We start from the raw sequence: 24,545 nt of genomic DNA on the forward strand, positions 1-24,545 counted from the left end.
TCCCATCAATTCATCTTATAGAATGAAAACTTCTTGCCAAGGGAAGAAAATGAATCAATCTTTCCCTCCGGAGAAACCATGGCTGATTCAAATGAAATCATTGTATTTACCACTCTCAGTGATAGAGACCTCGCAGAGATCCAAATCTCAGAAATGCTCCAAGAAGGGATTATCATTTCCGGAACCATTTTTCCAGACGTAACGCTGATGTATCAGTGGGACGGAAAGATTGCGATGGATACGGAAAATAAGATTATGATCAAAGCGAGAGCCGATCAGTATTCCAAAATCGAGGAATACATCATGAAACAACATCCGTATCTTGCTCCCGAAATCATTCGGATGGACGTAAGTTTCGGATCGGAAAATTACAGAAAGTTTATCAAAACAAAGATAGAAAAAGCGGGTTAATCTCCGCTTCCTAACAAATTCCGCATTACTCTTCCTATAATCTGAGGATCGAGTAAAAGTGCGAAAGCGATTCCGCACAACGCACCCCAGAGATGCGCGTCGTGATTGATTCCGTCCGACTGAGAACTCTTAGAAGAATAATAAGTATAGGCCAAATACAATACCGCGTAGATCGCTCCCGGAATCGGGATCGGAATAAACATCATATAAAGAGAAAGGCCCGGATAAAACAGAACGGTCGCGAACAATACTCCGCAGACCCCACCCGAAGCGCCTAACGTAGCATAAAGAGGATTGTCTAAATTCTTTCTCCAGGAAATAACGCTCGTGATCAAAATCGTCCCGAGATAAAAGAGAACGTATTTTACCGGACCGACCGTCTGTTCCAAATTCTTTCCAAAAGAATAAAAGGAAACCATGTTAAAAATCAAATGCATCCAATCCGCGTGAATAAATCCGGATGTTAAGAGAGTATAATAATTCTTATCTCTTTCGAGCCGATACGGAGTTAAAATAAATTTCCGAAGTTGTGTTTCGGAAGAGAAACACCAAGCGCTGACGGCGAAAGTGACGACACAAATCAATATTGTAATCAAGATAAATTCCTGTGGTTTCTATTTTTCGATCGAGGGATCTTCTATATGAATGGAAAGCATTTTATCTCTTAAAATCGCCGCTCTTTCAAAATCCAGATCCTTGGCGGCCTTCATCATTTCCTCGTGAAGTTTTTCTTTAAACACGGCTCGGTCCGGGAACTTCTTAGGATTGAATTTTTTCTCGATGTCTTCGAGAATCAGATCTTCGGAAGTTTGTTCTTTTTCTTCCCTTTCGATAATATCGCCGACGTCCTTTTTGATCGTAAGAGGAGTGATTCCAAACTTGGTATTATGATCTTCCTGGATTTTTCTACGTCTTTTTGTTTCGTCGATCGCTTTCGCCATCGAATCGGTGATCCTATCGGCGTAAAGAATGGCGGTTCCGTTAACGTTTCTCGCCGCACGTCCGATCGTCTGTATTAGAGATTTATAATTTCTTAAAAAACCTTCCTTATCCGCGTCCAAAATCGCGACCAAAGAAACTTCGGGAATGTCCAATCCTTCTCTCAAAAGATTGATTCCTATCAAAACGTCATAGATTCCTTTTCTCAAATCTCGAATGATCGCGACACGATCCAGAGTTTCCACTTCGGAATGAAGATAGGCGACTTTTAAACCGATCTCTTCGTAGTAGTCGGTTAAATCTTCCGACATTTTTTTGGTAAGAGTGGTTACCAGGACGCGTTCTCCGGCGTCAATTCGTTTTCGAATTTCGACAAGGAGGTCTTCGATCTGATTTTTAGTGGATCTAACTTCAACAACCGGATCCAAAAGCCCCGTAGGACGAATGATCTGCTCCACTGCTTTCGAACTCTTTGCCAATTCGTATTCAGAAGGAGTCGCGGAAACATAAAGAGTTTTCGGGGTCAGCTTTTCAAACTCATCGAAGTTGAGAGGTCTGTTGTCGAGAGCGCTCGGGAGACGAAAGCCAAAGTCGACTAACGTTTGTTTTCTCGCCTTATCCCCGGCGAACATTCCTCCGATCTGAGGAATCGTAACGTGGGACTCGTCGACGATCAGAAGAAAATCCCCTCTGAAATAATCGATCAAACAAGCGGGTCTTTCTCCTGCCTTTCTTCCAGTGAGATGTCTGGAATAATTTTCGATCCCGTTACAATAACCCATCTCTTGGAGCATTTCCATATCGTAGTTGGTGCGGGAGACGATTCTTTCCGCTTCCAAAAGTTTTCCGTTTTTACGGAAGAATTCGGCCTGCGCGTCCACTTCCGCTTTTATGTTTTCAACGGCTTCCTTTACCTTAGGACCGGAAGTGATGAAGTGTTTTGCGGGATAAATATAAGCTTTTTCTAATTTAATAATCGTCTGTGCGGTGGTAGGATTGATTCTGCTGATGGAATCTATCTCGTCTCCGAAAAATTCGATTCTAATTCCGTCCGTATGATACGCGGGATAAATTTCGATAGAATCTCCGCGAACTCGAAAGTTCCCTCGAGAGAAGTCGATGTCGTTTCGATTGTATTGAATGTGAAGAAGTTTTCGAATGACCGCGTCTCTTTCGATCGTATCTCCGACCTTGAGAGAAACCACGGAGTTTGTATATTCTTCCGGAGAACCCAAACCGTAGATACAGGAAACCGAACTCACGATCACTACGTCGTCTCTTTCCAATAAGGAAGAAGTCGCTCTCAATCTGAGCTTATCGATTTCTTCGTTGATCGAGCTGTCTTTTTCGATAAACGTATCCGAAGAAGGAACATAGGCTTCCGGTTGGTAGTAATCGTAATAAGAAACAAAATACTCCACCGCGTTTTCGGGAAAGAATTCCTTGAATTCGCGGAACAACTGAGCCGCCAAAGTTTTGTTATGCGAGAGGACCAAGGTTGGCAATCCGAGAGTCTGAATCACCTGCGCCATCGTAAACGTTTTTCCGGATCCGGTGACGCCGACCAGAGTGATCTTTTGTTCCCCTTTTTGAAAAGCGGTTCCGATCGTTTCGATCGCCTTGATCTGATCTCCGGCGGGTTGATATGCGGAATGAATTTTAAAAATTGCGGACATCTTTGTTAAGATAATTTTTTCTTGGCGTTGAACTGAGCTTGTTTTCTTCCTTCCAAGATTTCAAGATCGAGTTCGTCAAAAAGTTTTTGCATCACCATCATACCGCGCATGAGCGTGGCAGTGGAAGAAAACTTTCCTCTTTCAATATCCTGTTCTAAGTTCAGCTCTTTGAGATTGTTTACAATTTTAATGAATAATGTCTGGGAACGATCTATGGAATATTCCACTTCCACCTCGGTTCCGTCTCCGTATTTTACCGCATTCTCGACGGCTTCGAGAGCGCCGATACAAAGATCCATAACGATGTCTTCCTGAGTGCCTTGACTTTTTAGAAAGAATTCGAAACGGCTTCGAACGTATTGCATCGGTTGAAAAGCGATCTTCCCAAGAAGAACATAACTGTCCTTAGACGGACTTTTTTTTCCCTGAGTGTGATCTGGGTGAATATGAAATTCTTTTTGATTGAACTTGTTGAGTTTTGCGAAACCGGAATTCACCAAGGATTCTAAGATCGTAGCGACAACTGAATTTTCCGTATCAGGTTCGTCTTTAAATTTGCGGAGAGTTTCCATCCGGATCCAAGCGTAAAAATCGTTTACGGTTCCGGTCAACCCCTGAGAAAGCATCGACTGAATTTGCTTTTCGATTTCTTCTCTTGTGAGGTGAAAGCTCATACTTTATCCATTTAGATGCAGAATTCTGAAAGTGTAAATCCGTTTTTACCAGGACTTAATTTGGCGCATCGCTTCATAAGAAATCACGGCGACTGAATTGCTTAGATTCAAACATCGGGATGAATCTTCCATCGGAATTTTTAAGATCTTTTCCTCATTCCAAGATTTTTTCATTTCTTCGGGAACTCCCGAAGTTTCATTTCCGAAGAGAAAAGCGTCTCCCGACTTATATTCGACTGACGTATAAGAGCGTTTACCGTGCACCGAGACCAAATACAAATTTGATTCAGGAGGAAGAACCTCTTTATATTCTTCTAAAGAAGAATGGAGTGAAATTTTTACCTTATCCCAATAATCCAAGCCCGCGCGACGCGCGGCCTTTTCGGAAAGATCGAAGGAAGCTTGTCCGATGATGTGAAGATCCGCTCCCAACGCGACACAGAGCCTCGCGATATTTCCTGTGTTGGGAGGGATTTCCGGTCTGTAGAGACCTATATGCAGAGACATAGAATCATTTTTTCTTATTCTTATTCAGAGAATTCTGAAGAATCGCTCCGAATGAACTCGTGGATCCGCTTGTGTCCGTACTCAAGTAACCGCTGTAATCCATTCTATCCTGAATCTCCTTAGCCTTCTGAATCGAAAGAGAAATCTGTTTTCTCTCCGGGTTTACTTCCATTACAAAAACGTCAACTACGTCTCCGGGTTTAAAACTCTGAGTCAAAGGAACACGGCTCGGAATTCCGGTTTCTCTTCCGGGAACGAGACCGTTGAAATGATCGTCTAACTTTACAAAAAGTCCGAATGTCTTCAGAGAATCGACGGTTCCTTTTACGATGTCGCCTTCTTTGAAAGGAACCGTCTGCGACCAAGGATCTTTTAAAAAGTCTTTTACGGTAAGAGCGATCTTCTGAGTTTCCCAATCTATTCGGAGAACTCTAGCGCGTAACGTTTGTCCGACTTGAAATTCTTTTTCGAGTTCCGGATTCTTTTTATAAGTAGCTTCGGAAATAGGAATGAGGGCGTTCAATCCGTCCATCTCCACGATGAGTCCGAAGTTCTGGATCGTCTTCACCTTGCAGGTGACGAACATTCCTTCTTTTAATTCTTGTTTGAGAACTCCGAGTTTGGCTTCCTTCGCTCGATCGGAAATTTTTTTCTGAGAGACGATGAGTTTGCCTCTGGTTCCGATATCCTGAATCAAAAACTTGAGTCGTTTCCCAACCAAACCCGACTTCTTAAATTCGGGATCAATTTGAGAGAAAGGACAGAATGCGGTAAACTCTCCGATCTTGACTTCGGCTCCGGATTCTCCCTCTGAAATAAATTGACCTAAGACTGGGATCTCAGCTCTTTTAGCGATTTCTAATAGATCTTTGTTGAGCGATTCTCCGCTCAAACAAGTAGTGAAGTGAATATCTCCGTGGTCTTCTCGCAAGAAATAAGCTTCGATCTCTTCTCCCGGAGTGGGCAAACCGGTCTCGAGAAATTCTTCGGAAGAAATGATCCCTTGAGTTTTCGAATCCTTTGCGGTAACGAATATAAAATCTTTTTTGGCGGAGTTCACAACTGCTGTGACTTTCGTGCCTGCTTCCATCGCTCTTTTCTTTTTAAAGGAAGCGTCTAACATTTTCTCAAAGAGTTCTTTTTCAGATTCTTTCATTTTTTCCCTCTCTTTTTTTGACTGGAAGTGGATTCCTTTTTTTCAGGCGGATAGGAAATTTCACCGGCGATCGTTTTACGAAGAGATTTCAAATTCTTTAAACTGATCATCGGGTCTTCCGTAAATACGTTGATATAAGCGGGCTTTCCTTCTCGTATCTTTCCTTCGTGCGGAGCTTCTAAGAAGGAACACGTGGACTCGGTTGCGATCCGAATCGTTTCTTCGTTTCCTAAAACGGAAGACAGAATTTCCATCTCCTTCCAACCGCCTATTCCCGGATGAACGTGAAGATAACCGGTGCCCGATGCGAGAAGCATCCCTTGACTCAGATTTTTTTGTCTGACTAAAAAAGCAAGATAGGATTTGTATTCTCTTTCCGCATTCTCCCTTTCTTCGTCTTTTAGATTGGTGAGTTTACCGGCAAATTCCGGTTCCGGAGAAAGATTCTTTGCAAAGAAAGGGCTCCATTCTTTCAGAGAATTGAGATCCGTTTCCCACTCGGGAGTTCCCGCGAGTTTTTGATAGTAGTAAACGGAAAACATAGGGCCCCAGTTCAGATTTCGAAACACACCGGGAGAAATTCTTCCCGCAATTCCATCGGGAACCGGATGAAAGAGTGTAGGAATTCCCGCGTTGATTCCTTCCAAAATGCTGAACTCGTCGCCAAAGGCGGATAACGCTAGTTTCATTCCTTCGGCGTCGGCGACTTTTTTTAACTGATATAAAAACGGACCGTCAAAGGCAAACGTTTCGCCTTCCTGATAACGATAGAAAAGATGCACGGGAGAATTCGGTCTTTTCTTCATTCTCGCAACCGCGTCTCCGGAAGAACGTATCACTGTATAACCTGGGAGGTTTCCTAAATTCTTAGTTTCCGCGCTTTCCGCGATCCAAGGAGAATCTGACTTTCGAACCCAGGGAACATACTTGCCGGACCTGAGCGCGTCTTTGGAAAGTGTTTCAACCCAAGTAGGATCTCCCACGGAAAAAACTCCGGTAAAACCGTGAGCTAAAAGAGATTGGAGAGAAAGAAAAACTCCCGCTCTATCTTTTTGTCCTCCGAGAGAATCCGTGGAAAGAGTTACATTCGAATCACAAAAACCCGGAAGCGCATAAGAAATTTTTCCGGAAAAAGAATTTATCTTTTTGATCGAGATAACTTTTCCGTTTTCAATTCGGATCTCGGATACATCCGAGTATTCTTTTTTTCCGGGAAGCAGATAACGCACTCCGCTTAAAGTAAAAGACTCTGCAAAGAGCGACGGAGAGATAGACAATAGCATCAAAGAAAATGCAGTCAGCTTAAAAAGAAAGCGTCGCGTCTTTGTTTCTAAAAGATGCTCCTTTTTTCCCTTTCTAACAATCACTCTCTTGACAAACAAAACAGATTCAGGAATGTTCATGGATGATGGGGCAGGAAATCCGAGATATATCCGACAATATCCGGCTAACAATTGAGAACGGAAAAATCCTGTCTCTTAAAACCCACAGGATGACTCATTCTGTCGAAGAGCATATCCAAGAGGCAGTCGGTCTGATTCTGGATAAGGTAACTCATCCTACTCTGGTTCCTACGGTTTATACTATAATAAAAGAGTTGGCAATCAACGCCTGCAAAGCAAACCAAAAAAGGATTTTTTTCGAAGAAAAAGGTCTCGATCTCAACGACGCCGCCGATTACGTAAAAGGTGTTCGAGAATATAAGAATATTTTCAGTGAAGCGATGTCCGAACTCTACGGACAAAAAGCGAAGAAAGAAGGTTACTACTGTCTGATCAGTTTTCACTATTCTTTTGATGGAATTCGAATCGAAGTCATCAACAACGCGCCCGTTACTCAACAAGAAGAAAAGTCTCTCCGAGAAAAATTAGAAAAGGGAATGCGCTACAACGACATTGCTCAGTTTTATTTGGACAACGCGGACAACACAGAAGGCGCCGGCATCGGACTGGCGCTCATTCTCATCATGTTGAAGGGAGAAGGAATCGATCCTTCTTATTTTAGAATCATCATCCGTGAAGACGTTACGATCGCAAGATTGGAAATACCGCTGACTCCCGACTTTCAGAGCGTCCGAAAATTAAATCCTAAGAATTAAATGCGACTTCCCCTTTCGGTTTGTATCATCACTCTCAACGAAGAAGACAATTTAGAGCGTTGTCTCAAACCTCTGGACTTCGTTTCCGAGATCATCGTCGTAGATTCCGGATCCAAGGACAAGACGGTTGAAATTGCAAAGAAGTACAACGCTAAGGTTCAGGAAAGAAAGTTCGACGACTATGTAAGTCAGAAGAATTTTGCTCTTTCTCTCGTGACGAACGACTGGGTTCTCACTCTAGACGCAGACGAAGAAGTTTCTCCCGATCTAAAAGAGGAAATTTTAAACTTATTTAAGAATGGTCTGCCAAAGGCAGACGGTTATTCCACTCCAAGACTTACCTGGTATTTGGGAAAATGGATTCGTCACGGCGGCTGGTATCCCAATCGTAGAATTCGACTCTTTGAAAAAGTAAAGGGAACGTTCGGCGGAGGTCTCGTCCACGAGACGGTTCATCTCACTGGAACATGCGAAAAACTGAATGCTCCGGTTTATCACTATTCTTATAAAAATATAAGCGATCATATACGATATATCAACGCCTATTCGGACTTAGGTGCTCAGGAAAAATTCAGAGCCGGTAAAACGAGCGGTCTTTTCCACGCTTTTATGGAAGGATTTTACAAAGCGTTTTGGATGTACACGATCCGTTTCGGCTTTTTAGACGGAAAACAAGGCTTCGTACTAGCGATCTTCGGATTCTATTATAATTTTTTAAAGTATATCAAGTTGTATGAATTGAATCTGAAGGATAAGAAAAAGAACTGATTGGTTCTTTAGGAAACGACTTTCTGTTTCCAATCTGAGATTTACTTTTTTCCGATAACGGAAGGATTCTACCCAGAGGACTGCCCAGTCAATCCGATCGAAGGGAAACACAGTTAGCTGTTAATCCCTTCTTTCTTTGTTGTGATTGATACGGTTCATGATGTAGAGAGCGAGTAAGCCGCCCAAGAGAACCGCGAGTAAATTTACGTTTGAGATTTGATAGATACCGAATTTTGGAGAAATTAACCAGAGAACTACGGAGCGAATAAAATCTTGTAGGAGCGAAAGAATGATCAGAGAACCGAGAAGCGCTACGATCAAAGCTCCCCAAAACCCGCCGAGTAGATCTTTACGTTTATAGTAGTAGTAATACCAAGAAAGTCCGCCGGAAATTCCCACAACGAAGAGAACATCGAGAATGGTTGTCCACCACGGTGAGCCTGAAAAAGAAGCAAGCGGCGCCAAAAAGAGTTGTGCACCCAGTCCGTGTAAAAAAGAATCAGGTAAATTCAATAGGCTCATTCCAATACAGCATTTTCGGGAATTGTCTTTTAGTCGACTCATTTTACGACTCGCTCCAAAACTTGCTTCTTCCGGAGCAAAAAAGTCCAACTCCCCGTAGTCACTGTTCTATTTTATAAGTTTCCCTAGACGGAATCCGGAAGCCGCCGAAAGAATTGATTTTAGAAACGAGCGCATCAAAAAGAGAATTTCAAGTTTGAACAACGAAACGAACCAACCAACTACGACTTTTGGTATAGTCGGTTTTCCACTTTCCCATTCCCTTTCCCCTCTTATTCATAATTCACTTTATAAAGACAAGGGAATGAATGCCTTCTACCAAGTTTTTGAAACCCGTGAATTTGATCGTTCTATCGTTTGGGAACTTCAAAAATCCGGGGTATCCGGACTATCGATCACGATTCCGCATAAGGAAAGAGCATTCGCGCTCGCAGACCAAGCGGACGAACCGTCGCAGATTATGAAGGCCTCCAATACTTTGGTCTTGAAGAAAGATTCGATTAACGCGTATAATACGGACGGAGAAGGAGCCTATCGCTCCATTTTGGAATGGTCTCCTGAATCTTTTCGACGCGGAAAAACTCTCATCCTTGGAAGCGGCGGAAGCGCCCGTGGAATCGCCTATAGCCTCGCGACCTCCGGAAACATTTCTGAATTAATTCTTTGTTCTCGCAATGAGAATACTGGAAAAGAAATTTGTTCTTTAATCTCTGAAAATTCTTCCACAAAAGCGGTGTTTGTCGATCCCAAGGAAATATTTAGCTATTGCGAGGAAATCTCTTTGATCGTACATACAACTCCGCTCGGAATGAAAGGTCAGGCACCCGGCCCTTTTATTGAGGAAGAATTTTTCGATTCTTCGATGACCGTTTTTGATATCGTCTACAATCCTTTGGAAACACCTTTAGTAAAAGCCGCTCAAAATGCCGGCGCGAAAATCATTCCGGGTTCCGAGATGCTTCTCTATCAGGCGATGAAACAGTTCGAACTTTTTACGGGCGTGATTCCGGATTCGACGGACATCCAAAAAACGAGAGAACGTTTGTCTGTCGCATTAGCAAATCGATGAATTCAGATTTTTTCGAATTCATATCTCAACTTTCCAATTTAGAGAAAACTAGAAATTTCAACGTGTTCTCGGGTTATTCTTTGGAACCGTTTGAGAATGTTTTGAAAAAATACGAATGGAATCGAAGGAGAAAGGAGACTCTTTGTAGAATTTCGGTTGTGGGAACAAATGCGAAGGGTTCGATCACCCATTTTTTAGGGGAATTCTTCCGGCTTTCCGGCTTCAAAACGGGGCTTTACACTTCTCCACATCTTCTATCTCCATTGGAAAGAATTCGAATCGGATCCCAAACGGAACCATTTCGACAAATTCTAAAAGAAGAATTGGATGTTTTGTTAAGCGAAATGGAAGCTCAGGGAGCCGAAGCCGACCTCAAGACTTTTTCTTTTTTTGAACTATTTACCTGCGCGGCGTTTCGTTTTTTTGAAAAGAACTCGGTTGAAATTCAGATCTACGAGGCCGGGCTGGGAGGCAGATTGGACGCAACCAAGCTGGCCAATCCGGACGTCGTCGTTTTAGGATCGATAGGTCTCGATCATAAAGAAATATTAGGGAATTCTAAATTAGAAATTTTAGAAGAAAAATTAGGGATCTGTTCTAAAAATACAAAATTTCTTTTTGCGATGGAACAAAAAGAATCGGAACTCAATCTTAGAATCCAAAAATTCTGCGATCAACACAAGATTGTTTGCGAAACTTTAAAAGAAGAACCGTTAGGAGCCGATTATCTGACTCGTAATCGATCTTTTTCCTTGAGAGTTTGGGGAAAAATTACAGACCTTAGAAAGATCGGAAATTCTAAATTTGAATTTAATAGTTTGAATCTTGCAGAAGTGAAAAACAGAGTTTCTCCGCCGCCGGGAAGACTCACCGTTTTGAGAAATTCTCCGTTGCTCGTCTTTGATCCTGCTCACAATCCCGATGCATTTTCGGAAACGTTTCGAAGTTTAGATTCTCTCTACCCTGATAAAAAATTTCGAGTTTTTACGGGTTTGTTAAGAGACAAGGACGGATCCGGCATTTTAGAATTTTTAAGAAACGCGAAGGAACGCGGTTCTATTGCGGGTTTTTATTTTTTAAAAGAAGAAGGCTTCCATCTTCCCGAAGATTGTAGAGAGAATGAAATGATATCGTTAAGAGAAATGAACGACCTTCTAAAATCGAGTTCTAATCTTTTCGAACCGATTTTAGTTCTGGGGAGCTTCCGTCTGTTCCCTATCGTTTCGGGACTGATCTAAAATAGAGGGGTTTTCTAAGAATCAAACCAGTCTCTATAATCTAAAATGCTAAAAAGATTAGCCGGATCGCATTCTAATCTTCGTGTTATCTTGTTGTTCAACAAATCGAGATGGAGAATAAATCTGTAGTTTCTGTGAAATGTGGGAGCTCCCTCATTCATGGTTCTCACGAGAAAAGAATCCATTCCGATCTCATCCAACCAAAGGAGATAATTAAAAAGATAACAGCGCGATACACCGTGTGCCTGAGCCAGCGCGCCTAACAAGGCCCAACTCCCTGTCCCGATCCGAACATTGATCCTCAGCATATTCTCCTTACCCGCACTTGGCTGATAAAGAATCTTTCCCGCTTTTTTCCCCAGTCTTCTCGAAGAGGTCAGATATTTTCCATATTTACTCAAGAGGCCCGGAATTCGTTTCGGAAGCTTTCTCATTTCCGATTCGCTCAAACCATACAAAGTCTTTTTCGGAATCAAAAGGGTAACAACATCGGAATTGTTTTCACGAAGATTGGATTTCAGTTCTTGATCTGAATTTAAAAGTAAAATTCCCATACTAGATACGTTTCCAAAGCTTCTTCAAAAACGCGGGAATTCTAAAAAAATAACTTCTATAAGAATAAAATTCTTAAACAAAAAACAAAAAAAGGAAGAATCAGCCGACAAAAATTGAAACTAAATCGCTAAAACTTCAGATTGAATTTAGCATACGAATCCATTTCCATCGTCTGACCGGGAATCGCGAACGGATTGTTGACCCTCGTAGGAACCACTCCCACGTCCAAGGTTTCCTCATCCAAACCAAGAAAGTAAAACGTCGCGGATAAAATCAACATCAACGCCATTCCGTAGACCATCACTCCTCCGGTCACGCCTTGATGCCTTCCAAAATTCCCCGCAAGTTTCTGATACTTCCCGGCATCCGAATTCGCTTCCCGAATGATTCTCTCTTCGTATAAATACATTCCAATAAACTGATCTTGAGGAACCACGTTCGCCGCAAGATACAAACGAGTCAGACTCACACGACTTTCGGCTCTATCATACAAGGCGTTCGCCTTCAAATTAAAATAATAATAACCTGCGTAAAACAAAAGGGTCCCATACATAGAATAGATCGAAAAGTCGTTATAAGAATGATCTAAGAAAACGTTTTGTTTATTCTTATAATACGTAACGCTATCCCCCGGCTTCAATGAGACGTCCAACTTGAACTCTTCTTCCTTTTTGACTTCCACTCCTTTTAAAATATCCACGTGCCCTTCCATAGATACACGAAGACGATTGTATCCCGTTTTCACCGGAACACGAACCAAAGGAGTTTTACCCAAAAACTCGGAGCCAAGATAAACGTTCGCACCTTCCGGATTGGAAGTGACTGAGATGAGACCTTCTTTCGGAGTTCGAGAAAGAATCATTTCAAAGTTCCCTCCGTCCTGAACGGAAACTCTTTTTTCCTGACTCTGGAATCCGTCCATGTAATATTTGATCACATGATTTCCCGGAAGAATATCGTTTTTCTGAAGAGGAGTTTTACCGAGGAACTGTCCGTCTAAAAAAACAAGAACCCCGTCCATATCGCCGGACTTAAAGGAGAATGAAATCGTGCTCTTTCCCAAAAGTTCCTTTTTGATTTCGCTTATCAATCCTTCCAGTTCTTGATAAGAACGTCTAACGCTGGTTTTAGCCCTGAATTCTTTTTTGGAAGCGTCTTTGGAGGATCTCAGAACGAGTTTAAGTTCCATCTGAGATTCGTTCTTTTTCTCATACGAACCTGCGAGATGATAAAAACAACCTTGTTTGTTTCCGGATATAAAGAGAGTGCTGTCTTCGGGCGGAGCCTCGTTAGAAATATAATCGATTTTTAAAGTTAAGAATCTAGGATCTTTGTCCGGAGAGATTTCTTTCGCATTCTTAACTTTTTCAAGTATCTCTGCGTCCCATTCTCCCTTTCTGAGTCTTTCTTTTCCGGTAGGTTTTCCAAAGCCGTGTTGAATGCTCTTAGGAATCATATCCGGATCATAGATTTGAAATAAACCTTTGAGACCGGAGTATAATACGCTTGCGTAACCTTTACTCAGATAGTCCAGATTTGCGTCCGCGTTTTGATTTTTGAGAGGGAATATGCAGAGTTTTCTTTCGGTTTCAAACGTGATTCTTTCTCTCATCCCGGCTTCCGGAAATCGATAATAGTCATCGATCCCTTGAGCCGAAATAGAAACACTCAAAATCGCTAATATTAAAATAAATGCAAATACTCTACTCATCTTCTGTCCACGTTTAAGGTGGTTACCAAACCCACGATTCCGAATATGGGAATCACCAAAGCAAGAGGTGCGGAATACGCGTAATCCCTTGCGAAAGAAATCTGTTCTCCCAATCCCGGACCAAACCAATCGCTTCCCGCGCTTACACCGAGATAACTGAAAAGCGCCAGTGTCATAACTACTCCGGGTAATCCTGTCGTAAACAGAACTTTCAACACAGGAATAGCCGAAGGAAAAATATGATTTCGAAACACGTTCGCCCTCGAAGCCCCGAAAAAAGTGGAAGCTAAAACGTAAGTGCTTCCATCCGTCTCACGGATTTTACTCTGAAGAGTCTCGTAAGACAAAGCCCAATCTCCCAGAAGAATCGCGACGACCAGAACCAAAGGCCCGTTCCCCAAAGCATGAACCGTGAGTAACGCAATGAGAAGAGAAGGCACGGAAACAAAAACGGAAGAGATCGGCGAAAAAAACCACTTCCCGGTAAACGGAATCGAGTATTGAAACAAACAGACTAAGGAACTAAACGCTAAAGTAAGAATCCGGGAAGGAAGAGAAAACAAAAGTGTCGAAAACGTTCCATAGGAAAAAAGACTAAAAACATCCCTTCCCAACCGATCACAACCAAACGGATGATTCCAGCCGACGGAACAAAAACTATCCTCTAAAAAAACTTCGGTCGGAGGGTTTTTCCAAAGAATCCCCGTGAGAACGAGAACTCCAAACAAAAGTCTCAGAGGATTGCCCGTGGAATTCAAGAGAGACTTTCCTTTCCGGTGAGATTCTCTTGAAACCGAAGAGAGATTCTACTGAAAATATAAAACGTAAGACCGCTGTAAAACAGGAGTGCGCTCAAAAGTTCGGCGTCCATCGTCTGAATCGCGTAGTACATAGATTTTCCGATCCCGGGAAAGAAAAAGATCTCTTCCACGATCATCGCCCCCGAGAGAAGGGAGCTAAAGTCGAGTAAAATTAAAACGACCAAAAACGGAAGAATCTTTAATAAAATATGATTCCATAATATTCTATTTTTAGAATATCCTCTCGCACGCAAAACCTTGGCGTAAGGTGATTTTAATTCGGATTCGGTGAGATTCAACGCGAATTGATAAATTCGGGCCCAAACTCTGGAACCCAACGCGATTCCCGGAAGAATCACATAGGTCGTGTTCCAAGACTCGTAGCCGCCGGGAGGAAGCCATTCTAATTGAACAAAAAAGATCAAAAGTAAAACCACGCCGACGACAAAGACCGGCGTGGATAAGATAAGATTACTCAAAAACAGAAAGAACTTCTTCGATGAATTCTCTTCCGTTCTTCCGCCCCAAAGAGCAAGAGCGATCGCAAAAAAACTTCCCCAACCGACGGAAAAGATCGCGAGATGCAAGGTCGGAAGTACTCGAGAAGAAATATGTTTCCAAACGGATTCTCCCGAAGCGGTCTTTCCGGATTGTAAGGTAAGAATTCCTTTCACAAAAGAAAGGATCTGGGAAGGAAAAGTTTTCTGTTCCAGGAACGATTCTTCTTTAGAAAAAGAAGAATCAGCATAAAGGTATTCTTTATTGAGGGAACGAAGATGACCGAAAAGAACGGAAAAAAAAATCAGAGCGACAAGAAATAAAAAGAACCTAGAGATTTCTCCCTGCACGATTAAACATTCCGAGAAAAAGCTTTTTGAATTTCCTCAAAGGATCTAGAACGAATCAATTTTTCTCTGTCTTCTTTTACGTTTAGGGCTTTTGCGATTTGAGCGAGGGTCTTGATGTGTTCTTGAAATTTCGTCTTGGGAACGATCAATAGAATAAAGATATGAACCGGTTGATGATCGATGGAATCAAAATCGACACCTTCTTGATTGAGGCCCATTACACATTTGAGTTCGTCGACAAGATTGACGGAACAATGAGGAATCGCGACGCCGCTTCCGATTCCGGTCGACATCGACTTTTCTCGGGCCAAAAGGGATTCTAAAATTTCTTCTTTGTTTTCGGAATCGATCTGATGTGTGTCTACGGCTTTTTGTAAGAGTCTGGAGATGACCTCTTCTTTATTGCCGGCTTCTAAATTGAAAATGACGGTCTCTGGATGAAGAAGAGTCAACAATTGATTCATAGAATCTCCTCTGACTCTTTTTGTTTTTTATTCATATTCTTATGTTTGCTACGATACGAGATCATCATTCTAACCACAAATCTCGGTCACTCTAATTGCCCGAAATTATCGACTCTGCTTCCCAGAAATATACGGATCAAACTGGCTTCAATGAAAAAATAGAAAACGGAATACGTGAAAAGCGGTAAGTAGAAGGCAATTAGGACTTGGATGACATAAAATAGGACGCCCGTTGCTAAAACTCCGATCAAAGAATAAATCCAAGCGGTATATAAATTTCTTCCGGGAGAAGCAAATAGAATCGCAAAAGAAATCCAGGTGGAAAGAAGAACCGGTGAAAATTCTTGAGCCAGACTCCCCGCTCCCAAAATCAATCCGAGACCGAAAAGCGCAGGAATCTGAAACGCAAAGGGGCGTTTTAAAAAAACGGGAATGAGAAAAAGAATCGAATACGCTCCCATCGTTTCCAAAGAAGAAAATCTCCATGGAGAATTCCCATCCTGAGAATAAGAAAGAACGCTATATATATCGGAGATATTGCCGTCTCGATAGGAAAACAAGGATTCGCCGGAAAGTCCGGAAAAAAGATCCACCGCCGGAAGAAGAAGATAGAAAAAAAGAAAAATCAAAAGTTGAATGAGTGAAAGAGGAACTTGAATTCTCAGACGGTTTTCCAAGGGAGAATACAAAACGATTCCTAAAATTCCGGCGAGGATCGCCCAAAGGACCGTTCCCGGATGAAGGGGCAAAAGGATCACAAAGATGCCGGTGTGGACGACCCATTTCAAAGGATATACAAATCGTTTTACGACGACGAATTGATAAACGAAACAAGACGCAAGAAGAAGTCCATAACAAATCCATAATGGAATCGTTCCAAAAAAAACGATCCCTAAAAGGGAAAGAATCGAGATCAGAAGATCCGGAAAAAACGGATCCGATTTTCGAAAGAATCCGGATTTTGTTACGAGGAGATATTCAGACATTTGCCGTCTCCTTCAAATCCGTTTTTACTTTTTGAATTTTATCCCGAAGAGAAATCCCCGAAGGACATAAGAATGTGCAGATACCACATTCGATACACGCGTTAGACGAAAACTTTCCCTGCCCCGTAACGAGAGCGATCGGGTTACATTCGAGAGGACAGTTGTATGTGCATTCTCCGCATTCCGTACAGGGAAGTTCTTTTTGTTCTCTGATCTTTCCGGCCACAAAAAGAATCGAATGATGTTTATAAATATCTAAATAATATTCCTCGGAGGAAGAATGAAATTCTCCCCCGTCAAAGAAAGAATTGAACGTAAAGTTCGGGTATTCTTTCTTTTTTTCCAAAAGAAGAAAACTAAGACTCTGTCCGTCTCTGAACTTGATCGGAGATTCTTCTTTTTTGAGTCCGCCGTTTTTGCCGACGTAGTAGATGCTGATATGTCTTTCAATAAACGGAATCTTTTTAAAAAGGGCGCGGTATAAGTGATATAAGGTTTCCGGACCGAGATAGAGAGTATTCTCTTTTTGGAATGTTTTTTGAGAAAGGGCCTTTTTTAAAAAATACTGAGGAAATCCCATCGGATATTCGTATTTTCGAAACGGAACCGGGCTGACGACAAAGTCCTTGACGACCGCGCCGGGAAACCAAGCGCCAAGATATTCTAAAAACTGAATATGCAATTCTTTGAATTCTTCCAGAAGAATTTTTCGAAAATCCACAGATTGTGTTTTTGTATAAGGAGAAAGGACAATCAGAGAAGAACTAAACGTTTTAAAAAGAGAAGAGAGAGTGAGGTCGGCAAAATCCAGAGAAACCAAACCAAGCTCGTCCATTCTTTCGAGAGCCTGCTCCAACTTGAGGGAAGGATCGATCTGTGTTTCGTTTGAAAGCTGAAAACTTCCGTCTTGTACGATCTTGATCTTTGTGGAATGTTCGCCTTGGATCAAACTCGCGATTCCGTCCACCGGAGAAAGTAAGGTTCCTACGGATTGTTTTAAAAGAGGTTCGCCTGCGCGTACACGGGTGGGGAATTCTTTGAGATAGAGGGCTCCCGGTTCGGGAAAAAGCGTAAAGGGTTCTTCCAGGACGGTCTTACGGGAAAATTTTCCGTGGACCAATCCTGGTTTGAGGGTAAAAGCGGATGGCTTCAAAACTCTTTAGGTGAGAGTTTTCACCATGTAGATTTCGTCTTTGATTGGAAGTTCTTTCTTAAGATTTTTGATATAAGGAAGAATTTCACCCATCGGCTCATAAAACTCGCAGTTCACTTGCATACGACGAGCAACTGTAAAGTATTTATAGAGTTTTTCTTCTCCGGATCTTTTGGACCATTTTTTCTTTGTACATTTTACGCGGAGAATGTATTTGTCTGCCTCGGATTCATACTGTCTTACAGTAACGCAGTGTAGGCAATTGGCGCAGTAAACTTTCTCACTCATCGGGGTTCCTATAATAGTAGCGGTATTTTGTCAAGTTTTCAGAAAAAAGTGCGAAGTCAAGCAGAAGCTCCGACAGAAAACCGCAGGATAGAGATCCCTACCCTGCTAGTTAGACCGGATTAAGCTTGAGCCGGAAGTTCTTCGGCGGATTTCTCTTTGGAAGCGCCCAAGTTCCAGAGCGCTTCTTTCAAGGAGAGATATCCTACGTAGAAGAATCCAATCGCGTAAATGACCAGGAATCCCACGATTTGCGGTTTTCCGAGCATAAAGGAGAGGATTACGGTTCCTAAACAGTAAAAGCCCATCATGAATTCAAGAACGACGTGAAAATCAAGAGGAACTGTGTATTTCAGTCTGTCTTTCAGAACGTCGGTGCTCTTCTCAATTTTGAGTTTTGGAGTGCGTTTGAAAGAAGATTGAATCCCGAGAATGGCTTCGAGCCAAGCTCTGGTGTTTACGATTGCAATTCCGGTTCCGATCATGATGAGAATCGGGAGATAAACCATTCTTCTCTTCCAATCTTTGTGAAGAGTTTTTTGAGAGTATGCGTAGAAGATCATCGGGCCGATCGATCCAACGGAAAGAATCGCCGCGGTTCCCATAAGAATCTCGATCGGTAGATCGTAGAAGCTGAATCCGGACCAATAGTCCATCAAAAGCAACGGTGCGCTAAAGAGAATATTGATCACCATCAAAGGGTGAACCGAATAATTGATTAAGTGAACGATGGCCTCGGATTTGATTCTCCAAGGAAGGTCCGCACGGAGAATTCTTGGAAGAAGTTTTACCGCAGTCTGAATCGATCCTTTACACCAACGGAACTGTTGGGATTTGTAAGCGGAGATCATCGCTGGGATTTCGGCCTTACATTCGATATCTTTAAAATAACGGAATTTCCAGCCTTTCATTTCTGCACGGTAAGAAAGATCAAAATCTTCCGTGAGAGTGTCGTGCTCCCATCCGCCGGAATCGATAATACAATCTTTTTTCCAGATTCCCGCAGTTCCATTGAAGTTCATCCAAAGGTGAGAACCATTCCGAGCTACCTGCTCGATCATGAAGTGACCGTCGATTCCAAAAGACTGAGCTTTGGTAAGAACGTTGTAGTCCGCGTTGACATGTCCCCAACGAACTTGAACCATCCCGATTTGAGGATCTTCGAAATAAGGAACGGTTTTGATTAAGAAGTCAGGGTCCGGCATGAAGTCGGCGTCGAAGATAGCGATGTACTGACCGCGAGCCACTTTCATTCCCGCTTCGAGCGCTCCCGCCTTATAACCGGTACGTTCTGCTCCGGTTCTGTGGAGGTGATGAATGTCGAAGCCGAGTGATTTATAGTGCGCTATGAGTTTTCTGGATTTTTCGACCGTCTCGTCCGTAGAATCATCGAGGAGTTGAATCTCGAGTTTATCTTTTGGATATTTGAGTGCGACGGTGGTTTCCAGTAAACGATCCACAACGTAGAATTCGTTGAAGATCGGAAGCTGAACCGTTACGACAGGAAGATTCGGATCGTTTATGTCGAGGATTCTATCCGGTTCCGATTCGCAGTATGCATGGTTCTTTTTGTAGAGATATACCATGATATAGGTATGAATCCCGAAGAAAAAGAGAGCGACAATGTCGATCCCATAAATGGCCAAAAACAGTACAGTTACGACGGTCAGCATGATGTAGCCAGGAAAAATTCTCTGGGTTAAAAGTCAAAGGGTTTTGCAGTGCATCAATTTTTTAGTTTTTTAAAATGTAAGGTCATTTTTTGTCTGAAGGCCTAATGTAGGAACTCCCAAAGCCGATATTTGGGAATGGATGGACAACAACCTCCCTGGTTGAAGTTCCTCCACTGCGAATTTTCATTTTGAAACGGACGGGGGACGAAAGTTGTACCGTCCCCTTTTTTTGTACCCCCGAGCGATTCTCTTTTTGTGAGAGTTCCCACATTTTTCTTAAAAATCCCCCTCTTCGATTGTTTTCCCTCTCCCATTTTTGCGGGAACTCCCCTATAATTTTTGGATTCTTCAGTGAAGTCCCCGAGTTTCTTTTTCAAAGTGTGAGTTCCTACTTTTAGAGCGGTATTAAAGTAGGATCTCACACTCTCAGAAAAGACTTTCCCCTTTTTCCAAAAAGCCCCGCGCAAAGGATCGAGGCGGAATCCATTCCCTTCTGGGAATGGATTGTAGCCGAGAGCCTGGTGATCGGCGTTTCAAAAGTAGGAACTCCTTCTTTCCAAAAAATTTCGCCCGAGCATGCGCCCGAATTCATTTTCCTATGAGACAGAATCTTCTTGTAAAAACGTCGGTTTGCGGGAACTCTTGCGGAAATGAATCCTACTCTCGTTGGTCTCTCCGTCGCATTCTTATCCGTCCTGATAGCGATTCTTCTGGAAGGTGCGCACTTCCTCTCTTTTCTCAAAATCTCCGCGCTCCTCTTGATCATCGGCGGCACTGCGGGCGCGACCTTCGCGAGTTTTTCCTTGGAGCAAATGAAGGACCTCCTCTTAAATCTCCAGGCGGCCGTTTTCCCAAGACGCAAACTTCCTCTCGGAGAACTCTTTCTTGATTTTGCGGAACGCGCTCGTAAGAACGGGCTCCTCTCTCTGGAAGACAATCTCAAGTCCATCCAAGATCCTTTTCTCCAGAGAGGAGTTCAACTCATCGTGGACGGAACCGACCCTCGCGCCGTGGAAGAAATTCTTTTTGAATCCGCAATCGCTATGGAAGACAAGGAAGCAAACTCCGCGAAGATCTTAGAAACCGCAGGCGGTTTTTCTCCTACGGTAGGAATCATCGGAACCGTCATGGGACTCGTCGGGGTTCTTGAGAATTTAGGCGGCGGGACCCGCGCTCTTGGAGAAGGAATCGCAACCGCTTTTATCGCGACCTTCTATGGAATCGCTTTTGCCAACCTCATCTTCTTTCCTCTCGCAAATCGTATCAAGGCTTGGTCCAAAGAACAATCGGACAGAAGACAAGCGATCATCCGAGGAGTCATTGCTCTTCAGAGCGGGGACAACCGCCGAATTCTTATGGAAAGAATGATGCCTTTTATCGGTTGAGAATTTTAGAATCTTCTAAAGTTCTTTTTTTTTAAAAAAGTAGGAACTCCTCCTTTTTTCAAGGTCTTAGGTTCGATCTCATTTCTTTTTCGATTCTTCCGACAAAGTATCTCTTTTTGAAAAAGCTTACGAACGACTTCAAGTTCGCTCCGTCGAGTTCTAAAAGATTTCTTTTCTCCGAGTTTGGAGGAGTTCCCACATTTTACCGAGTTCTAAAGGATTTCTTTTCTCCGAGTTTGGAGGAGTTCCCACATTTTACCGAGTTCTAAAGGATTTCCCTTCTCCGAGTTTGGAGGAGTTCCTACATTTTACTGAGCTCTAAAAGGTTTCTCTTCTCCGAGTTTGGGGGAGTTCCTCCATTTTACCGAGCTCTAAAAAGGTTTCTGCAGAAATGGAAAACAATCCTCGACGAGTTCAAAGAATTCTTTATAAAAATTGAATCTCCATTCTTAAAAACTTCTTTCCTTTTTCGAAAGAAAGAATGGATTCTTTCCCCATGTCTTCTTCTTTGCAAAAAGTTCTCGGACCTTTTCACCTCTGGGGAATTTCTGTCGGGCTCGTCATTTCGGGCGATTATTTTGGATGGAATCTGGGTTGGGCTCACGCGAATTTCTGGGAATTTTTGACTGCGGTTTCCATCATCGCGATTTTCTATTCTACTTTCTCGCTTTGTTTTACGGAACTCGCGACTTCGATTCCTCACGCGGGAGGACCTTCCGCTTACGCACACGTCGCGCTCGGTCCGGTGGGCGGCCTAGTCGCCGGATTTTTTACTCTCGTAGAATTTGTCTTGGCTCCTCCGGCCATCGCCTCCGCGCTCGGAGGTTACTTTCATTTTTTATTTCCCCTTATCAGCGAAGGATGGGCATCCAACGGTTTTTTTCTCGTTCTCCTCGGGATCAATCTCTTAGGAATCAAACAGACCGCGAGATTCGAGCTCTTCGTGACTTTAACCGCGGTCTTCGGGCTTCTTTTTTATTTTATTCTTATCTTTCCTCATTTCGATTTAGCAAAGATCACCGCAAATTCTTCTTTTTCTTTTTGGAATCTTTTTCCGGCGCTTCCCTATGCGATCTGGTTTTTTCTCGCGGTGGAAGGAGTTGCAATGGCCGCGGAGGAAGTGAAGAATCCGGAAAGGGATATTCCCAGAGGTTATCTCTCCGGAATCGGAACCCTGGTCCTTTTGGCATTTGGAGTTTTATTCGGAACCGCGGGTGTGATCTCAACGAACGAAGTTTCTAAGTTGGATTATCCTCTTTCTTTTACATTAGGAAATCTTTATGGATCTTCTTCCTGGACGACCTTGTTCTTTACCGGAATCGGGCTTTTCGGTCTCATCGCGTCCTTGCTCGGAATCATCCTCGGCTATTCCAGACAAATCTACGCGCTCTCAAAGGAAGGTTTTCTTCCTAAGATTTTCTCTCGTCTGAGTTCAAAGACAAAGGCTCCGAGTTTTGCAATTCTCTGCGGAGGATTGGTCGGTCTTGTTTCTCTTCAATTTGGTAATACGGGAGAATTGATCACGCTCTCCGCTTTTGGCGCCTGCGGAATGTACTGCGTCAGTATGATTTCCTTTTTTGTCTTGAGAATTCAAAACCCGGAACAAAAGAAACCCTATCGCGCTCCTTTTTATCCTTTTCTTCCGGCGTTTTCCCTCGTCTTGAGTTTTGTTTGCTTTATCACATTAGCTGTTTATAATACGTTTTTATTCCTTATTCTTCAGGGAGGATTGACTCTTTCTTTCCTTTTGTATTTCGGAAGTAAGGGTTTTGATCTGAGAAGAATTCCTCATTCCTCTCTCGCTCCGGAAAAGGAAGAAGCTCCGCTTTCTCGAGGAGATACGGATTTTTAAGAATTTTAGTTTCTTTCTTATTTTTTTTATAAGGCGAAGAATCGAAAATCAAAATCAAAATCAAATAAACCTACACGAATTCCATACGGGTAGGTTTATTTTTTAGAATATTCTTTAATTATTATATATCGTCATTAAACGATATCGACGTTCAACTCGGCGAGAATGTCTTCGAGTTCGCGTTTGTCTTTTACTTCGATCAAACAGTCTTCTCCGAATTCGTCGGACTCGAGACGAACCGCAAAGTAACCCGCGTCGTCTTCTCCTCTCAAAAAACTCACGTCCAGATTGACCAGATCGAAATCTTCTTCCAAGACCGGAGTCAGAAGAAGATATTGATTTTCATCGATCTCGAGAGCTTCCGCGATGATGAAAGAATGAGAATTTCCATCTTCATCCAAAAGCTGAACCGTTTCTTGACCGGATTCTTCGTGTTCTTGAAATTCGTCGTCTTGAGAAAGATCTTGCACGTTTTAACTCCCTTTAGTTCCCGGAATCGAATTCAAAAGGAAGTTTATTTTTTTTAGCGAAATTACATTCTTTGCATGCGGGAACCAGATTGGCCTTGATCGACTTTCCACCTTTTGCAAGAGGAATCAGATGATCCATCGTCAATTCCTCCGGAGGAAATTTTTTTCCGCAGTAGTGACAGATTCCGTCGGCCTTTTTCTTTTTCCACCAAGGAGTTTTACGAAGATCCTTCGCTATCTTTCTCTGTTTGGAAAGTTCTTCCTCGCTGATCCAAATGATGGGTTCTTCAGGGTCCATTCAAAAAATCTAATCTTTGTAGATTCCCCAATCGGAACCGGGACCGGAGACTGAGAGTTTTGCGAAAGCTCCCAAATTGATTGCGGAAATTCCTTCTTCCAAACCGGAAGCCGTCAAAAACGCAGTATCTCCTTCGGAAAGTTCCTCTCCTTCGATTTTGATTTTTCCCTGAAGGACGATCAAAATCTGAAAGACGGATTCTTTGTACAAGTTCGGGATTTGAAAAGTTTTTCCTTCTCCGGAAACTTCCAAAGTTTCCATTAAGAATTTATCGTTTGCCGTTAGACGAAATCTCTTTCCGTCTTCCCAGGATTTGGCTTCGGGTTTAAGAATGTCTTTTTCCGAAGGGCCGTCGTAGTCCAGAACGTCCAAAGCCTTTTTGAGATGAAGTTCTCTCGGTCTTCCGTAGTCATAGACCCTGTAAGTGGAATCCGAGGATTGTTGCACTTCCATCAAAAGAATTCCGGCTCCGATCGCGTGGATCCTTCCCGGATTGAGAAGAAAAGAATCCCCTTCTTTCACGGTAATTTCTCTGAGAATTTCCTCAGCGCGATTCGCTTCCACGAGGGATTGAAATTCTTCTCTGCTTGTTGTATTCGAAAAACCGCATACGAGTTTGGAACCGGGTTCCGCTTGTAAAACGGTCCACGCCTCTTTTTTACCCGCGTTTTGCGGATCGTATTTTTCCGCGTAGGCGTCGTCGGGATGAACTTGCACCGAAAGTTTTTCCTTCGCGTCTATGAGTTTGATAAGAAGAGGGAACGGTTTTCCTTGAAATGATTTACCTAAAATTGCATTTGTATTTTCTTGATACGCTTCTCGAAAGGATTTTCCTTTTAAGAAGCCGTTGCTGATCACGGAAACGTCGTTCCCGTAGTCCGAAATTTCCCAGGATTCTCCGATGTTTCCTTCGGGGATGGATCTTCCAGGATAATTTCCGAGTTTTCTTCCACCCCAAATTCTTTCTTTGTAGATCGGATAAAATCGGATCAACTTTTGCATAAGAC

26 protein-coding genes are annotated in these 24,545 nt (G+C 42.7%); 7 read left to right on the forward strand and 19 right to left on the reverse strand.

Going from position 1 to position 24,545, the window contains the following annotated elements:
- Nucleotides 1–78 precede the first annotated feature (78 nt).
- Nucleotides 79–411 (forward strand): divalent-cation tolerance protein CutA, encoded by a 333-nt coding sequence (gene cutA, locus A0128_RS15955; protein ID WP_069609348.1) that lies wholly within the window; start codon nt 79–81, stop codon nt 409–411.
- On the opposite strand, the gene A0128_RS15960 is transcribed toward cutA, so the two are convergent.
- The 6 genes from A0128_RS15960 to A0128_RS15985 are packed head-to-tail and all read right to left on the reverse strand — an operon-like array spanning nt 408 to nt 6,766.
- Complete coding sequence (locus A0128_RS15960; RefSeq protein ID WP_069608413.1) at nt 408–1,007, reverse strand: rhomboid family intramembrane serine protease; 600 nt, start codon at nt 1,005–1,007, stop codon at nt 408–410. The two genes, cutA and A0128_RS15960, sit on opposite strands and share 4 nt — an antisense overlap.
- A gap of 18 nt (nt 1,008–1,025) precedes the next feature.
- Nucleotides 1,026–3,026, reverse strand: coding sequence for an excinuclease ABC subunit UvrB (gene uvrB / locus A0128_RS15965; protein ID WP_069608414.1), 2,001 nt, complete (start codon nt 3,024–3,026; stop codon nt 1,026–1,028).
- Nucleotides 3,027–3,031: 5 nt separating this feature from the next.
- Nucleotides 3,032–3,700 carry an ATP-binding protein gene (locus A0128_RS15970; protein ID WP_069608415.1) on the reverse strand — a complete coding sequence of 223 codons (669 nt, stop codon included), beginning with the start codon at nt 3,698–3,700 and terminating at the stop codon, nt 3,032–3,034.
- A gap of 45 nt (nt 3,701–3,745) precedes the next feature.
- Nucleotides 3,746–4,207 (reverse strand): tRNA (cytidine(34)-2'-O)-methyltransferase, encoded by a 462-nt coding sequence (locus tag A0128_RS15975; RefSeq protein WP_069608416.1) that lies wholly within the window; start codon nt 4,205–4,207, stop codon nt 3,746–3,748.
- Between the two features lie 4 nt (nt 4,208–4,211).
- The gene (locus tag A0128_RS15980) at nt 4,212–5,363 is read right to left on the reverse strand and encodes a S1 RNA-binding domain-containing protein (protein ID WP_069608417.1); all 1,152 of its coding nucleotides are present in this window, start codon (nt 5,361–5,363) and stop codon (nt 4,212–4,214) included.
- Nucleotides 5,360–6,766: a hypothetical protein gene (locus tag A0128_RS15985; protein WP_156781863.1), complete on the reverse strand. Its 1,407-nt coding sequence runs from the start codon at nt 6,764–6,766 to the stop codon at nt 5,360–5,362. The genes A0128_RS15980 and A0128_RS15985 overlap by 4 nt, the downstream gene beginning before the upstream one ends.
- Nucleotides 6,767–6,768: 2 nt before the next feature.
- On the opposite strand from A0128_RS15985, the gene A0128_RS15990 reads away from it, so the two are divergent.
- The gene (locus tag A0128_RS15990; protein WP_069608418.1) at nt 6,769–7,461 is read left to right on the forward strand and encodes a histidine kinase; all 693 of its coding nucleotides are present in this window, start codon (nt 6,769–6,771) and stop codon (nt 7,459–7,461) included.
- Nucleotides 7,462–8,229, forward strand: coding sequence for a glycosyltransferase family 2 protein (locus A0128_RS15995; RefSeq protein ID WP_069608419.1), 768 nt, complete (start codon nt 7,462–7,464; stop codon nt 8,227–8,229).
- Nucleotides 8,230–8,349: 120 nt separating this feature from the next.
- Here the strand turns inward: A0128_RS15995 and A0128_RS16000 are convergent, their stop codons facing one another.
- Nucleotides 8,350–8,742, reverse strand: a complete 393-nt coding sequence (locus A0128_RS16000; RefSeq protein WP_156781864.1) for a hypothetical protein — start codon at nt 8,740–8,742, stop codon at nt 8,350–8,352.
- 205 nt (nt 8,743–8,947) lie between these two features.
- Here A0128_RS16000 and aroE point away from each other — a divergent pair, with 205 nt between their 5' ends.
- Nucleotides 8,948–9,820, forward strand: coding sequence for a shikimate dehydrogenase (gene aroE, locus A0128_RS16005; RefSeq protein WP_069608420.1), 873 nt, complete (start codon nt 8,948–8,950; stop codon nt 9,818–9,820).
- Nucleotides 9,817–11,058 (forward strand): folylpolyglutamate synthase/dihydrofolate synthase family protein, encoded by a 1,242-nt coding sequence (locus A0128_RS16010; protein ID WP_069608421.1) that lies wholly within the window; start codon nt 9,817–9,819, stop codon nt 11,056–11,058. The genes aroE and A0128_RS16010 overlap by 4 nt, the downstream gene beginning before the upstream one ends.
- Before the next feature lie 14 nt (nt 11,059–11,072).
- Here A0128_RS16010 and A0128_RS16015 read toward each other — a convergent pair whose 3' ends face one another.
- The 9 genes from A0128_RS16015 to A0128_RS16055 form a co-directional block, all read right to left on the reverse strand.
- Nucleotides 11,073–11,612: a DUF1564 domain-containing protein gene (locus A0128_RS16015; protein ID WP_069608422.1), complete on the reverse strand. Its 540-nt coding sequence runs from the start codon at nt 11,610–11,612 to the stop codon at nt 11,073–11,075.
- A 128-nt stretch (nt 11,613–11,740) separates the two neighbouring features.
- Nucleotides 11,741–13,324, reverse strand: coding sequence for a PEGA domain-containing protein (locus A0128_RS16020; protein ID WP_069608423.1), 1,584 nt, complete (start codon nt 13,322–13,324; stop codon nt 11,741–11,743).
- A complete protein-coding gene (locus A0128_RS16025; protein ID WP_069608424.1) occupies nt 13,321–14,082 on the reverse strand; it encodes an ABC transporter permease in 762 nt (253 codons plus the stop codon). Before A0128_RS16025 ends, A0128_RS16020 begins: the two co-directional genes overlap by 4 nt.
- On the reverse strand, nt 14,079–14,972 hold the full coding sequence (locus tag A0128_RS16030; RefSeq protein ID WP_069608425.1) for an ABC transporter permease subunit: 894 nt from the start codon (nt 14,970–14,972) through the stop codon (nt 14,079–14,081). Before A0128_RS16030 ends, A0128_RS16025 begins: the two co-directional genes overlap by 4 nt.
- A gap of 2 nt (nt 14,973–14,974) precedes the next feature.
- A complete protein-coding gene (locus A0128_RS16035; RefSeq protein WP_069608426.1) occupies nt 14,975–15,436 on the reverse strand; it encodes a PTS sugar transporter subunit IIA in 462 nt (153 codons plus the stop codon).
- Between the two features lie 86 nt (nt 15,437–15,522).
- On the reverse strand, nt 15,523–16,422 hold the full coding sequence (locus A0128_RS16040) for a hypothetical protein (protein ID WP_069608427.1): 900 nt from the start codon (nt 16,420–16,422) through the stop codon (nt 15,523–15,525).
- On the reverse strand, nt 16,415–17,575 hold the full coding sequence (locus A0128_RS16045) for an oxidoreductase (protein WP_069608428.1): 1,161 nt from the start codon (nt 17,573–17,575) through the stop codon (nt 16,415–16,417). Before A0128_RS16045 ends, A0128_RS16040 begins: the two co-directional genes overlap by 8 nt.
- A gap of 6 nt (nt 17,576–17,581) precedes the next feature.
- On the reverse strand, nt 17,582–17,863 hold the full coding sequence (locus A0128_RS16050; protein ID WP_004459036.1) for a hypothetical protein: 282 nt from the start codon (nt 17,861–17,863) through the stop codon (nt 17,582–17,584).
- A gap of 119 nt (nt 17,864–17,982) precedes the next feature.
- A complete protein-coding gene (locus A0128_RS16055; protein WP_083244152.1) occupies nt 17,983–19,533 on the reverse strand; it encodes a cellulose synthase family protein in 1,551 nt (516 codons plus the stop codon).
- 650 nt (nt 19,534–20,183) lie between these two features.
- Here A0128_RS16055 and A0128_RS16065 point away from each other — a divergent pair.
- Nucleotides 20,184–20,918, forward strand: a complete 735-nt coding sequence (locus A0128_RS16065; protein ID WP_069608430.1) for a motility protein A — start codon at nt 20,184–20,186, stop codon at nt 20,916–20,918.
- A gap of 481 nt (nt 20,919–21,399) precedes the next feature.
- Nucleotides 21,400–22,770 carry an ethanolamine permease gene (gene eat / locus A0128_RS16070; protein WP_069608431.1) on the forward strand — a complete coding sequence of 457 codons (1,371 nt, stop codon included), beginning with the start codon at nt 21,400–21,402 and terminating at the stop codon, nt 22,768–22,770.
- Nucleotides 22,771–22,904: 134 nt separating this feature from the next.
- Here the strand turns inward: eat and A0128_RS16075 are convergent, their stop codons facing one another.
- The 3 genes from A0128_RS16075 to A0128_RS16085 are packed head-to-tail and all read right to left on the reverse strand — an operon-like array spanning nt 22,905 to nt 24,540.
- A complete protein-coding gene (locus A0128_RS16075) occupies nt 22,905–23,240 on the reverse strand; it encodes a DUF1292 domain-containing protein (RefSeq protein ID WP_069608432.1) in 336 nt (111 codons plus the stop codon).
- A gap of 13 nt (nt 23,241–23,253) precedes the next feature.
- Nucleotides 23,254–23,538: an HNH endonuclease gene (locus A0128_RS16080; RefSeq protein ID WP_069608433.1), complete on the reverse strand. Its 285-nt coding sequence runs from the start codon at nt 23,536–23,538 to the stop codon at nt 23,254–23,256.
- Nucleotides 23,539–23,547: 9 nt separating this feature from the next.
- A complete protein-coding gene (locus A0128_RS16085; RefSeq protein WP_069608434.1) occupies nt 23,548–24,540 on the reverse strand; it encodes a type I phosphomannose isomerase catalytic subunit in 993 nt (330 codons plus the stop codon).
- Between the last annotated feature and the right edge of the window lie 5 nt (nt 24,541–24,545).

This window comes from Leptospira tipperaryensis, assembly GCF_001729245.1.
Taxonomy (GTDB): Bacteria; Spirochaetota; Leptospiria; order Leptospirales; family Leptospiraceae; genus Leptospira; species Leptospira tipperaryensis.

What these genes read in the sequence shown, in the direction of transcription:
- cutA (WP_069609348.1), top strand. Translation starts at nt 79, where the DNA reads ATGGCTGATTCAAATGAAATCATTGTATTTACCACTCTCAGTGATAGA.
- uvrB (WP_069608414.1), bottom strand. Translation starts at nt 3,026, where the DNA reads ATGTCCGCAATTTTTAAAATTCATTCCGCATATCAACCCGCCGGAGAT.
- A0128_RS15970 (WP_069608415.1), bottom strand. Translation starts at nt 3,700, where the DNA reads ATGAGCTTTCACCTCACAAGAGAAGAAATCGAAAAGCAAATTCAGTCG.
- A0128_RS15975 (WP_069608416.1), bottom strand. Translation starts at nt 4,207, where the DNA reads ATGTCTCTGCATATAGGTCTCTACAGACCGGAAATCCCTCCCAACACA.
- A0128_RS15980 (WP_069608417.1), bottom strand. Translation starts at nt 5,363, where the DNA reads ATGAAAGAATCTGAAAAAGAACTCTTTGAGAAAATGTTAGACGCTTCC.
- A0128_RS15985 (WP_156781863.1), bottom strand. Translation starts at nt 6,766, where the DNA reads ATGAACATTCCTGAATCTGTTTTGTTTGTCAAGAGAGTGATTGTTAGA.
- A0128_RS15990 (WP_069608418.1), top strand. Translation starts at nt 6,769, where the DNA reads ATGATGGGGCAGGAAATCCGAGATATATCCGACAATATCCGGCTAACA.
- A0128_RS15995 (WP_069608419.1), top strand. Translation starts at nt 7,462, where the DNA reads ATGCGACTTCCCCTTTCGGTTTGTATCATCACTCTCAACGAAGAAGAC.
- A0128_RS16010 (WP_069608421.1), top strand. Translation starts at nt 9,817, where the DNA reads ATGAATTCAGATTTTTTCGAATTCATATCTCAACTTTCCAATTTAGAG.
- A0128_RS16015 (WP_069608422.1), bottom strand. Translation starts at nt 11,612, where the DNA reads ATGGGAATTTTACTTTTAAATTCAGATCAAGAACTGAAATCCAATCTT.
- A0128_RS16020 (WP_069608423.1), bottom strand. Translation starts at nt 13,324, where the DNA reads ATGAGTAGAGTATTTGCATTTATTTTAATATTAGCGATTTTGAGTGTT.
- A0128_RS16035 (WP_069608426.1), bottom strand. Translation starts at nt 15,436, where the DNA reads ATGAATCAATTGTTGACTCTTCTTCATCCAGAGACCGTCATTTTCAAT.
- A0128_RS16040 (WP_069608427.1), bottom strand. Translation starts at nt 16,422, where the DNA reads ATGTCTGAATATCTCCTCGTAACAAAATCCGGATTCTTTCGAAAATCG.
- A0128_RS16050 (WP_004459036.1), bottom strand. Translation starts at nt 17,863, where the DNA reads ATGAGTGAGAAAGTTTACTGCGCCAATTGCCTACACTGCGTTACTGTA.
- A0128_RS16055 (WP_083244152.1), bottom strand. Translation starts at nt 19,533, where the DNA reads ATGCTGACCGTCGTAACTGTACTGTTTTTGGCCATTTATGGGATCGAC.
- A0128_RS16065 (WP_069608430.1), top strand. Translation starts at nt 20,184, where the DNA reads ATGAATCCTACTCTCGTTGGTCTCTCCGTCGCATTCTTATCCGTCCTG.
- eat (WP_069608431.1), top strand. Translation starts at nt 21,400, where the DNA reads ATGGATTCTTTCCCCATGTCTTCTTCTTTGCAAAAAGTTCTCGGACCT.
- A0128_RS16080 (WP_069608433.1), bottom strand. Translation starts at nt 23,538, where the DNA reads ATGGACCCTGAAGAACCCATCATTTGGATCAGCGAGGAAGAACTTTCC.
- A0128_RS16085 (WP_069608434.1), bottom strand. Translation starts at nt 24,540, where the DNA reads ATGCAAAAGTTGATCCGATTTTATCCGATCTACAAAGAAAGAATTTGG.